13 protein-coding genes are annotated in these 10,415 nt (G+C 56.3%); 5 read left to right on the forward strand and 8 right to left on the reverse strand.

Going from position 1 to position 10,415, the window contains the following annotated elements; translation table 11 throughout:
* Nucleotides 1–90: 90 nt before the first annotated feature.
* The 6 genes from nqrF to J7382_RS13275 are packed head-to-tail and all read right to left on the reverse strand — an operon-like array spanning nucleotide 91 to nucleotide 5,931.
* On the reverse strand, nucleotides 91–1,314 hold the full coding sequence (gene nqrF, locus J7382_RS13250) for an NADH:ubiquinone reductase (Na(+)-transporting) subunit F (protein WP_209069461.1): 1,224 nt from the start codon (nucleotides 1,312–1,314) through the stop codon (nucleotides 91–93).
* A gap of 16 nt (nucleotides 1,315–1,330) precedes the next feature.
* A complete protein-coding gene (gene nqrE, locus J7382_RS13255; RefSeq protein WP_058241289.1) occupies nucleotides 1,331–1,939 on the reverse strand; it encodes an NADH:ubiquinone reductase (Na(+)-transporting) subunit E in 609 nt (202 codons plus the stop codon).
* Nucleotides 1,939–2,592, reverse strand: a complete 654-nt coding sequence (locus J7382_RS13260) for an NADH:ubiquinone reductase (Na(+)-transporting) subunit D (protein ID WP_209069462.1) — start codon at nucleotides 2,590–2,592, stop codon at nucleotides 1,939–1,941. The genes nqrE and J7382_RS13260 overlap by 1 nt, the downstream gene beginning before the upstream one ends.
* Nucleotides 2,592–3,398: a Na(+)-translocating NADH-quinone reductase subunit C gene (locus J7382_RS13265; RefSeq protein WP_209069463.1), complete on the reverse strand. Its 807-nt coding sequence runs from the start codon at nucleotides 3,396–3,398 to the stop codon at nucleotides 2,592–2,594. Before J7382_RS13265 ends, J7382_RS13260 begins: the two co-directional genes overlap by 1 nt.
* A complete protein-coding gene (locus J7382_RS13270; RefSeq protein ID WP_058241286.1) occupies nucleotides 3,391–4,590 on the reverse strand; it encodes an NADH:ubiquinone reductase (Na(+)-transporting) subunit B in 1,200 nt (399 codons plus the stop codon). Before J7382_RS13270 ends, J7382_RS13265 begins: the two co-directional genes overlap by 8 nt.
* Before the next feature lie 3 nt (nucleotides 4,591–4,593).
* The gene (locus J7382_RS13275) at nucleotides 4,594–5,931 is read right to left on the reverse strand and encodes a Na(+)-translocating NADH-quinone reductase subunit A (protein ID WP_209069464.1); all 1,338 of its coding nucleotides are present in this window, start codon (nucleotides 5,929–5,931) and stop codon (nucleotides 4,594–4,596) included.
* 247 nt (nucleotides 5,932–6,178) lie between these two features.
* Between J7382_RS13275 and J7382_RS13280 the strand changes: the two genes are divergently transcribed.
* Both J7382_RS13280 and nqrM read left to right on the forward strand, forming a co-directional pair.
* Nucleotides 6,179–7,201, forward strand: a complete 1,023-nt coding sequence (locus tag J7382_RS13280; RefSeq protein WP_247744993.1) for an FAD:protein FMN transferase — start codon at nucleotides 6,179–6,181, stop codon at nucleotides 7,199–7,201.
* A 16-nt stretch (nucleotides 7,202–7,217) separates the two neighbouring features.
* Complete coding sequence (nqrM, locus tag J7382_RS13285) at nucleotides 7,218–7,466, forward strand: (Na+)-NQR maturation NqrM (RefSeq protein ID WP_209069465.1); 249 nt, start codon at nucleotides 7,218–7,220, stop codon at nucleotides 7,464–7,466.
* A gap of 68 nt (nucleotides 7,467–7,534) precedes the next feature.
* Here nqrM and J7382_RS13290 read toward each other — a convergent pair whose 3' ends face one another.
* A complete protein-coding gene (locus tag J7382_RS13290) occupies nucleotides 7,535–7,912 on the reverse strand; it encodes a helix-turn-helix domain-containing protein (RefSeq protein WP_209069466.1) in 378 nt (125 codons plus the stop codon).
* 181 nt (nucleotides 7,913–8,093) lie between these two features.
* On the opposite strand from J7382_RS13290, the gene J7382_RS13295 reads away from it, so the two are divergent.
* Complete coding sequence (locus J7382_RS13295) at nucleotides 8,094–8,858, forward strand: nuclear transport factor 2 family protein (protein ID WP_209069467.1); 765 nt, start codon at nucleotides 8,094–8,096, stop codon at nucleotides 8,856–8,858.
* 100 nt (nucleotides 8,859–8,958) lie between these two features.
* On the opposite strand, the gene J7382_RS13300 is transcribed toward J7382_RS13295, so the two are convergent.
* Nucleotides 8,959–9,141 carry a hypothetical protein gene (locus J7382_RS13300; protein WP_209069468.1) on the reverse strand — a complete coding sequence of 61 codons (183 nt, stop codon included), beginning with the start codon at nucleotides 9,139–9,141 and terminating at the stop codon, nucleotides 8,959–8,961.
* 82 nt (nucleotides 9,142–9,223) lie between these two features.
* On the opposite strand from J7382_RS13300, the gene J7382_RS13305 reads away from it, so the two are divergent.
* Nucleotides 9,224–9,745 carry a CBS domain-containing protein gene (locus J7382_RS13305; protein ID WP_209069469.1) on the forward strand — a complete coding sequence of 174 codons (522 nt, stop codon included), beginning with the start codon at nucleotides 9,224–9,226 and terminating at the stop codon, nucleotides 9,743–9,745.
* 470 nt (nucleotides 9,746–10,215) lie between these two features.
* Nucleotides 10,216–10,415 (forward strand): acetyl-coenzyme A synthetase N-terminal domain-containing protein (locus tag J7382_RS13310; protein WP_247744994.1); only part of this gene is annotated, 200 nt, incomplete at its 3' end.

A 10,415-nucleotide genomic window follows, 5' to 3' on the forward strand; every position in this document is an offset into this window, starting at 1 on the left:
GCCTGCAAGCTGTGCATCCACTCACAACGAGCGCTGCAAAAAAAACGCCGCTCCGGAGAGCGGCGTTTTCTGATCTTGTCCTGCTTTGGCTTAACCACCGAAGTCATCCAGCATGATGTCTTCCCGATCCACACCCAACTCAAGCAGCATGTTGATCACGGACTGGTTCATGATGGGCGGACCACACATGTAGAATTCGCAGTCTTCTGGGGCTGGGTGGTTCTTCAGATACTCTTCAAAGAGAACATTGTGGATAAAGCCCGTGTAGCCTTTCCAGTCATCCTCCGGCATCGCATCCGACAGCGCCACATGCCATTCGAAGTTGTCGAATTCTTCTGCCAGCTGGTCGAAGTCCTCAACAAAGAACATCTCTTTCTTGGAACGTGCCCCATACCAGAAGGTGATCTTGCGATCACGGTTCTCAAGGCGTTTGAGCTGATCAAAGATGTGGCTGCGCATCGGCGCCATACCGGCACCACCACCAATGAAGACCATCTCTTTTTGTGTCTCGCGGGCAAAGAATTCCCCAAACGGACCAGAGATTGTCACCTTGTCACCTGGCTTCAGGTTGAAGATGTAGCTCGACATCTGACCCGGAGGAACGCCCTGACTGCCCGGAGGGGGCGATGCCACACGCACGTTCAGCATGATCAGACCTTTTTCATCCGGATAGTTCGCCATCGAATACGCACGTTCGATCGGTTCAGGCACCGTGGATTCATATTGCCACAGGTTAAACTTGTCCCAGTCTTCGTGATACTCTTCCTGAATCGCAAAATCCTTGTAGGAGAGCTTGTGTGCCGGGGCCTCGATCTGAATGTAACCACCAGCGCGGAAGTTCACATCTTCGCCTTCGGGCAGTTCCAGTACGAGGTTCTTGATGAAGGTCGCGACGTTGTCGTTGGAGCGTACAGTACACTCCCACTTCTTCACGCCAAACACCTCTTCAGGCACTTCGATGTCCATGTCCTGCTTGACCGCGACCTGACAGGACAGACGGTCGCCACAGCTCGCTTCACGCTTGGTGATGTGGCTCTCTTCCGTCGGCAGGATCGAGCCGCCGCCGGAATGCACTTTCACGCGACACTGCGCACAGGTGCCACCACCACCACAGGCGGACGGCACAAACAGCTTCTGCTCCGCCAGCGTCTGCAACAGCTTGCCACCTGCGGGAACGGAAATGGTTTTCTCACCGTTGATGGTGATGTTCACGTCACCGGTGGACACAAGCTTAGACCGTGCCGCCAGAATGATCGTCACCAATGCAATAACGATCAGGGTGAACAGAAGGATACCTAATCCAAAAGTTGCCATATCTGTCTTGCCTTCCTCAGAGTTTCACGCCGCTGAAGGACATGAAGGCCATCGCCATCAGACCTGCGGTGATGAAGGTGATGCCTAGGCCCTGAAGACCATCGGGAATGTCCGAATATTTCAGTTTCTCACGCACACCGGCCATCGCGGTGATTGCAAGCGCCCAGCCAAAGCCGGAGGAAATACCGTAGGTGGTTGCCTCAGCAAAGTTGTAGCCGCGTTCCACCATGAACAGCGAGCCGCCCATGATTGCGCAGTTCACTGTGATCAGCGGAAGGAACACGCCCAGCGCGTTGTAAAGCGGTGGGAAATACTTATCGAGCACCATCTCAAGGATCTGCACCAGCGCAGCAATCACCCCGATATAGGAGATCAGGCCAAGGAAGGTCAGATCCACATCCGGGAACCCGGCCCATGCCAGCGCACCAGGCGCCAGCAGGTTGTTCAGGATCAGATTGTTCGCCGGAACCGTGATGGCCTGCACAATCATCACCGAAATCCCCAGCCCCATGGCCGTGGAAATCTTTTTGGACACGGCGATAAAGGTACACATGCCGAGGAAGAAGGACAGCGCGAGGTTTTCAACAAAAACCGCTTTGACTGCCAGAGAAATCAAGGCTTCCATCAGTGCGCCTCCACCACTTGGATTTTATATTCACGCGCTTCAACCTGCTCTGGTTTCCAGCTGCGGAACGCCCAGATCAACAGACCGATGACAAAGAACGCAGATGGCGGCAGCAACAGCAGACCATTGGGCACATACCAGCCACCGTTGTTCACGGTTTCCATGATGGTGATGCCAAACAGCGACCCAGAGCCAAACAGTTCACGGATCACACCCACCAGCATCAGGATCAGACCATAACCAAGACCGTTGCCGACACCGTCGATGAAGGACGCAATCGGAGGGTTCTTCATGGCAAAGGCTTCCGCCCGGCCCATCACGATACAGTTGGTGATGATCAGACCCACAAACACCGACAGGGTTTTGGAGATTTCATAGGCATAAGCCTTGAGCACCTGATCCACGATGATCACCAGCGAGGCGATGATCACCATCTGCACGATGATCCGGATCGATCCGGGGATCTGGTTGCGGATCATCGAAATGAACATGGATGAAAACGCCGTCACAGCGGTCACTGCGATGGACATCACGAAAGCCACCTGCAACGAAGACGTCACCGCCAGCGCAGAACAGATGCCCAGAACCTGCAGGGTGATCGGGTTGTTGTCGACCAATGGGTCGATCAGCATTTCTCTACGAGTTTGTGCCATCAGATCTCTCCCGCTTTGAGGTTCTCAAGGAAGGGCGCATAGCCAGCTTCGCTCATCCAGAAACGCACGAGGTTGTTCACGCCCACGCTTGTCAGGGTCGCCCCAGCCAGCGCGTCTACGTGGAAGTCTGCACCAGCAGGCGGCGCAGCTCTGGCAACCGTGATTTGCAAATTGCCATCTTCATCTGCAAGCCGCTTGCCCGGCCACAGCGCTTTCCAGCGTGGGTTGTCCACTTCCGCACCCAGACCGGGGGTCTCGGCGTGGCTGTAAAACTGCAGACCAAAAATGTCGTTGCCGTTGGCTTCAAGCGCAATGAAGCCATAAAGCGTCGACCAAAGACCATAGCCGTGGATCGGCAGGATCACCCGGTCAATGGCGCCCGCGTCATCGCGCAACAGATAAACGGTCACAAACTTGGACTGACGTCCAATACCGGCCGGATCGTCTTCCAGCGCCACAGAGGTCTCTGGATTGTCGGCAGCCGCACGGTCATCAAAAGTGGCCGCATCGAACTGATCGGTGAATTCACCTGTCGCCAGCTCCAGAACATGCGGTTCAAACGCTGCAAAGGCTTCCAGCACGTCCACTTCAGGATCATAGACACCGGCAACCTGCAGAATGTTGATCTGCTTGTCTTTCAGCTTGTTGATTTCCTGCACAGGCCGCAGGGATACCGCAACAGCGGACACCACCATGGAGGCGAGCAGACAGAGGGTTACGGCCACAAAAACGGTCTTTGGCACAGAGTCAGGTGGCAGTGCCAGAAAACGCCGGATCGGGCCCATTTGCTTAGTATCCTCAGGCATGGCGTTTAGCTCTCCGTTTGATATTGGCTTGGATCACGAAGTAGTCGATCAGCGGCGCAAACACGTTGCCGAACAGGATCGCCAGCATCATGCCCTCTGGGAAGGCCGGGTTGATCACACGGATCATCACAACCATGAAACCGATCAGCGCGCCGTAGATGTAGCGGCCCACATTGGTGTGGCTCGCAGACACAGGCTCGGTCACCATGAACACCATGCCAAAGGCGAAACCGCCCACAACAAAGTGCCAGTACCAAGGCATGGCAAACATCGGATTGCTGTCAGAGCCAATGGCGTTCAGCAGCAGGGTGAAGCCAATCATCCCGGCCATACAGCCCACAACCAGACGCCAGTTGGCAATCTGCGTGATCAGCAGGAAGCACAGGCCAATCAGACAGGCCAGAGCCGAGGTTTCACCAATGGAGCCCTGAACGGTGCCCACAAAGGAGTTCATCCAGTTCATGCCCTGTGCCGCCAGCTGCTCATAGCCAGCAGAGGAAGAGACAGACAGCGCGGTTGCACCAGAGAAGCCGTCCACCGGAGTCCAGATCGTGTCACCGGACATGTTTGCCGGATAGGCAAAATACAGGAACGCACGGCCAGTCAACGCCGGGTTCAGGAAGTTCTTGCCGGTCCCGCCAAAGACTTCTTTGCCGATCACCACCCCAAAGGAAATACCCAGCGCAACCTGCCACAATGGGGCAGACGGCGGCATGATCAGGGCAAACAGCATGGAGGTCACAAGGAAGCCTTCGTTCACTTCATGGCCACGCACCGTGGCAAAGATCACCTCCCAGATGCCCCCAACCACAAGCGTGGTGATGTAAATCGGCAAGAAATACAGCAAGCCATGGGCAAAATTCGCCAGCGGGTTGCTGGCATCAAAACCAATGCCCAGCGCAGAGATAATCGCCGCGCGCCAGCCACTTGGTGGGAAAGTCTCATAGGCCGAGTTGACCTGCAGACCCACATTGTAAAGCCCCATGATGATACAGGGGATTGTGGCGATCACGACATAGGTCATGATCCGCTTCATATCGACATAAGAGCGGGCGTGTGGCGCCGCAGTCGTGACCGTCTTCGGAGTGAACAGAAAGCTCTCCACCATCTCATAGATGGGGAACAGCTTTTCGTATTTGCCACCCTTCGTGAAGTTCGGTTCGATCCGATCAAAGAAGTTACGCACTCCCATCAATCAGCCCTCCCGTTCAATCTTAGTAAGGCTATCGCGCAGCGCTTCGCCGTATTCATATTTCGCCGGACAGGCAAACCCGATCAGACCGAGGTCTTCTTCGTCCAGCTCCAGCGCCCCCAGCTTCTGCGCTTCGTCGGTGTCCATCACCAACAAGGCCCGTGTGAGCTGCGTTGGCAGGAAATCCTGCGGCATCAGCTTTTCAAAAGTGCCCAGCGGCACCATTGCACGCCGTCCACCATTCAGGTTGGAGGTCAGTGGGTAAAGCTTCTTGGAGAAGGCAGAGCCCAGCACTGGCAGGAAAGAGTATTTGCTTGGCATCGGACGGATCCAGCCCATCGGGATCTGCTTGTGATCTTCTTCGATCAGCGTCACCTGACGTGCATAGCGCCCAAGATAAGCTTCCACCTCTTCGCCGGCATACCCGCTCAGGATCGAGCCGGACACCAGACGCACAGGCACGTCGCTGTTCATCTCACCTGCGGTCAAATCCGTCAGAGAAGCCCCATCCAAGGTGCGCACCAGACGCGGCTTGGCACAGAGTGGTCCACACAGTGCCACGACGCGTGTGCTGTCGATCTGACCCGTGGTCAGCAGACGCCCAATGGCAATCACATCATGATAACCGATGGTCCAGACCGTCTTCGTGGCGCTTGGTGGCTCCAGGAAATGCATATGTGTGCCTGCAAGCCCGGCAGGGTGCGGACCGGAGAAGGTCGCGACCTCAACACCGTCCACACTTGGCACATCTGCGCCCTGCGCATGACAGAGGTACGTCTTACCTTCAGTGAGACTTGCGATCGCCGCCAGCCCTTTGGCAAAGGCCTCTGCCGCATCTGCAATCACAACCGCAGGGTCCGCCGCAAGCGGCTCCGTATCCATTGCGTTCACATAGATCGCCGCGGGCGTCGTATCCGATCCAGGCACTTTTGAGTACGGCCGCGTGCGGAATGCGGTCCACAGACCCGCCGCACAGAGCCGCTCAACCAGACCTTCGCGCGTGCTGATGTCTCCCACATCGGAGAAGTCCACCGGCTCAGCCGCGGCAGCATCCACCTCGATCACAACGCTCAAAAGCTTTCGGCGCGCGCCCCGGTTGATCGCTTTGACGCGCCCGGAGACCGGCGAAACCACTTTTGTTTCTGGTGAGTCTTTATGCGCCAGAATCGGCGCTCCTGCGGCTACTATATCGCCTTCTGATACGGCGATACGTGGCTTCAATCCAATATAGTCGGCCCCCAAGACCGCCACGGTTTTTACCGCTGCAGCCTCATGGATTCCGTCGCCGGGGGCCCCGGTGATCGGAAGGTTTAGGCCTTTTCGTAGCGCAAAATGCTGCACGCCAATGCCATCCTGTCGTTAGGTTCGTCTTACAAGTCTTGTCTGATTGCGCCTGCCGTATACGCGGAGTCTCGCCCAACAACCAGTCCCAATACGGTCACTTTCCTATTGTTTCTGACTTACCAGAGCAATAACGTGCGCCCGAAATTCCGCGCCAGACCAGCAAGCGTTGCAAACTGCCGCAAAAATTCGCTGATGCGTTGGCGGTTTGCCCTTCCTTAGCCCAGTTGACGTAACGTTGATTCTTATGCCCAAACTCTCCCGCCGCAGCTTTATCTTCATGACGCTGGCATTGGCAGCCTGCAAACGCGGCGCCGCGGACCTGCTGCTCACCGGACAGACTATGGGCACAAGCTATTCGGTCGTGGCCGTCAATGACGCGGACGTCGACCCAAAAGCGCTGGATGCCGCATTGCAGGACGCGCTGCAGGACGTGGACATCAAGATGTCAAACTGGAACCCCGCTTCAGAAGTCTCAGCGATCAATGCGCACCGTGGCGCCGATCCCCTGCCTCTCTCCGCAGACATGGCCACCTTACTGAAGGCCGCAGAGGATGTGCATCACGCCAGCGACCGGCAGTTTGACATCACGCTTGGCCCTTTGATTGATCTCTGGGGCTTCGGCGCGGCCCGGCCACCGGGCAGTGTGCCGCCGGATGCCGAGGTTCGGGCCACACAGGTTCACACCGGCCAAAGCCGCGTTCTCTCCTTAGATGGGCAGACCGTGACCAAACATGTGCCTGAGGGAGGCCTTTATCTCTCCGCCATCGGCAAGGGTTTCGGTGTCGATCGCCTTGGCGCGGTGCTCGCGGATTTTGGCCTCACCAACTACATGGTGGAAATCGGAGGCGATATCGTCACTTCCGGTCAAAATGCTGAGAGCAGACCTTGGCAAATCGCCATAGAAGAGCCAGATGCTCTGCAAAGAAGTATTCTTAAGGTTGTGGGTGTATCCAACATTGGCATGGCCACCTCTGGAGATTACCGCAACTACTTCGAAAAGTATGGCATCCGCTATTCACATATTCTGGACGCCCAGACCGGGCGCCCGGTCACACATACCACCGCGTCCGTCACGGTGCTGGCTGAAAACGCCATGCTCGCAGACGCTTGGGCCACGGCATTGCTTGCACTTGGCACAAAACGCGGTATGCAGATCGCCGAAGAGCGCGGCATCGCCGCACTCTTTATAGACAGGAACACGTCTTCCGGAGACATGCGATTTGTCTCCGAAGCCAGCACGCAATTTGACGTCGTGCAACTCGGGTAGAAAAGGCACACCTCTCATGGAAACGTTTATGATCGCATTTGCGCTGCTGCTTCTGGTCACGCTGGGCATGTCGCTTGGGGTGATGTTCATGGGCAAAACCATCAAAGGATCCTGCGGTGGGCTCAACGCGATCAGCGATTCCGACAAATGCGTGGTCTGCGCCAAAGACATCGATCCGGACAGCCCGCTGCGTGAACGTCTGCAATGCCCACGTGCACGCAAAATGCTTGAACAGATGGAAGCGGAAGACACCGTTCAGAGCTGAAAAATCTGTTGTCAGTTTGAATTTTTCAAATGCCGCACCGCCGCGTGCGGCATTTTTTGTTGCGCGCCTCACTTGGCCTGTGCGCGATCATATTCCATACGCTGCCGGCGCACTTCTTCCATCTGCTCATGAGACCAAAACACCAGTGGCTTGAGCATCTCCAAAAGCGTGCGCCCCAGAGGGGTCAGCTCATATGACACGGCGATCGGCGGCCCCGGCTCGACCGAACGGGTGATATAGCCGTCCCGCTGCAATCCGCGCAGATTGTCGGTCAGCACACTTTGCGTAACATCGCCAATACAGCGCTTCAAATCTCCAAACCGCTTGGGCTCATCTTCAAGCGCAAGGATGATGATCATCCGCCACTTGCCCGTCACATTAGACAGCACAGAACGGATCGAGCAGTTGGACGCCTCCGCCTTATTCGCAACACCAATCGGTAGCATCTTACACCCTCGTATCAACTGAAGACCGCCTGCACATCTACGCCAAGAACACCTGAATACGCAAGCTCACCTATCCTAGGTGGTAGCTTTCACCCTACCTGGTTCGCTTAAAGTACGTAATTGCTATCTAGTATTGATTAGCTACCACTTAAGGAGAAACATCGAATCAAAGGAACACAACATGACCCCCAAAGAACTCGTCCTCGCCTTTTTCACCGCCGCATTCGTTGATCACGATCCACAGGCTGCAGACGCCTTGGTCACCCCGGATTATATTCAGCACAATCCACAGATCCCCACCGGCGCACAGGGGCTGACGGGCTTCATTCCAATGGTCGCACAATCCGGCATGACCGTGACAACCCACCGCGTCCTCTCCGAAGGGGATCTGGTGGTACTGCATAGCAGCTTTGACAACGCCGTTGCCTTTGGCGCACCGAGCCTCGCGGCGTTTGATATCTTTCGCGTGGAAGACGGCAAAGTCGCAGAACATTGGGACAATCTACAGCCTATCCCGCAAACCACAGCCTCCGGGCGCGGCATGCTTGACGGCCCAACAGAGATCAAGGACCACGCCCATACAGAAGCCAACAAAGCGCTGGTGCTGGGGTTTGTACACGACGTCCTTGGCGGCGCCGCCCCCGAGAAGGCACCGCAATATTCAGAAGTCTACATGCAGCACAATCCACAACTTGCCGACGGCATCGATGGGCTAATGGCAGGCACAAAGGCCTGGGCTGATCAGGGCTATGTCATCACCAAATTTGAACCACAGATCGTTGTGGCAGAAGGCAACTTTGTCTTTGTCGCCTCAGATGCCACCGTCAGCGGGGAGCCATGGGCTTTCTTTGATCTCTGGCGGGTCGAAGACCATAAGATCGTGGAGCACTGGGATGTGGTTGCCCCCACACCTGCCCAGATGGCGCATGACAACGGCAAGTTCTAACGCCCCTCATCCTAAAGTCGGTCGATCTGGCTGCACCTCATATAACGCCAGACGGCCGCAGGACGGGCGCGTACCGCGTACCACCCAAAAGGCGCTGATCCTAGCCGGGCACCACGGGAAACAAGGCCACTGCCAAAAGACAGCCCGCCGCCAGCAGGCCAGAGACCCAAAGCTGCCAGCGTGGACCCTCCTCTTTCCAGACCCGGCGATAGCGGTGGCCCGCCAGACAGGCGAGCACAAACAGCACAGTGGCCAGCGCCGGAGAAAGCGTCACATCAGGCAAAGAAAAATCCCCCAAAGGCGAAACTTGTGGTTAGGCTGGACCCATAACCTCTGAACTTTTTCCATGCAAGGAGCCTTCATACATGCCCAGTTCCTACCAAGCACCCAACCGCAAATCGGAAGAAAAAGCCAAGACCGTGAGCCAGTCTGCCAGCTCCAATATGTCGGCAGCCTCCGCTTCGGTGCATATGGTTTTGGACCAGAAAGGCAAAAATGTCTTTGCCATCCGCCCACAAGATACCCTGGGCAAGGCTGTGGAAGTGCTGCGTGACAAACACATCGGGGCGCTTCTCGTGACCGATGCCAACGGCAGCCTCCAAGGCATCCTGTCGGAGCGTGATATTGTCCGCAAGCTGGCTGACACCCCCGGCCAGACCCTCCCCCAGAAGGTCGAAGACGTGATGACCAGCGAGGTACAGGTCTGTGCGCCCGACGATGCCATGGTGGATGTGCTGCGCCGCATGACCGAAGGCCGCTTCCGCCACATGCCGGTTGCAGATGACAGCGGCCTGCTGGGCATGGTCACCATCGGCGATCTTGTCAATTTCCGTCTCACCCAGCTTGAGCATGAAGCCCTGCAAATGAAACAGCTCATCGTGGGTTGACACCCAGTCGCGCGCAGGCGCCCCCGTCTGCGCGCCTCAAAGTCTGCATAAAGCCACAGCGCACCGTTGCGCAGCTGGCGCCTACGCAAGGCGCCACACTTTATCGCTGATTTTCACCCCCAAGAATCGCCCAATTCAACCTCACGACCTCTGCGCCCACACCTCTGCTCCGTTTTGTCACAGGGTAGGGCCGCAAGATGTTCGCGGTAACAGCTGCATTTCCCAGCACAGAGCCCGTTAACCGCGGATTCACACAGGTTAACCAACTCCTTGCAAATAGAGGGTTTCCTCGACCCACCCACAATTCCTTTACAAAAACACATGCTGTTCAGGAAATATATTTACAGATTTTCTGTTTTATTTCGGCGCCTTATTCACTTGTTTTCTCATTTGCCTATTCTGCCATCGGGGTCTCAGGTCATCGCACCTGAGAGAGGAGATTAAGTTATTGGACCGAGGGAGGAGCCTTCATGTCACTGGACGCCAAAGCACCCACCAGCTTTTCGCCATCTGCCGAACTGACCCAAAACGCTCATATTGACACCGCCACCTACGAGGAGATGTATGCGTCTTCGCTTGCGGATCCTGAGGCGTTCTGGGGAGAGCATGGCAAGCGCGTGGAGTGGATCAAGCCTTACAGCAAGGTGAAGAACACCTCCTTCGCCCCGGG

It is taken from the genome of Shimia sp. R11_0, assembly GCF_017744035.1.
In the GTDB taxonomy this organism is placed as follows: Bacteria; Pseudomonadota; Alphaproteobacteria; order Rhodobacterales; family Rhodobacteraceae; genus Shimia; species Shimia marina.

Coding starts and splice junctions, on each gene's coding strand:
- nqrF (WP_209069461.1), bottom strand. CDS start 1,314: ATGGCAACTTTTGGATTAGGTATCCTTCTGTTCACCCTGATCGTTATT.
- nqrE (WP_058241289.1), bottom strand. CDS start 1,939: ATGGAAGCCTTGATTTCTCTGGCAGTCAAAGCGGTTTTTGTTGAAAAC.
- J7382_RS13260 (WP_209069462.1), bottom strand. CDS start 2,592: ATGGCACAAACTCGTAGAGAAATGCTGATCGACCCATTGGTCGACAAC.
- J7382_RS13265 (WP_209069463.1), bottom strand. CDS start 3,398: ATGCCTGAGGATACTAAGCAAATGGGCCCGATCCGGCGTTTTCTGGCA.
- J7382_RS13270 (WP_058241286.1), bottom strand. CDS start 4,590: ATGGGAGTGCGTAACTTCTTTGATCGGATCGAACCGAACTTCACGAAG.
- J7382_RS13280 (WP_247744993.1), top strand. CDS start 6,179: ATGCCCAAACTCTCCCGCCGCAGCTTTATCTTCATGACGCTGGCATTG.
- nqrM (WP_209069465.1), top strand. CDS start 7,218: ATGGAAACGTTTATGATCGCATTTGCGCTGCTGCTTCTGGTCACGCTG.
- J7382_RS13290 (WP_209069466.1), bottom strand. CDS start 7,912: ATGCTACCGATTGGTGTTGCGAATAAGGCGGAGGCGTCCAACTGCTCG.
- J7382_RS13295 (WP_209069467.1), top strand. CDS start 8,094: ATGACCCCCAAAGAACTCGTCCTCGCCTTTTTCACCGCCGCATTCGTT.
- J7382_RS13305 (WP_209069469.1), top strand. CDS start 9,224: ATGCCCAGTTCCTACCAAGCACCCAACCGCAAATCGGAAGAAAAAGCC.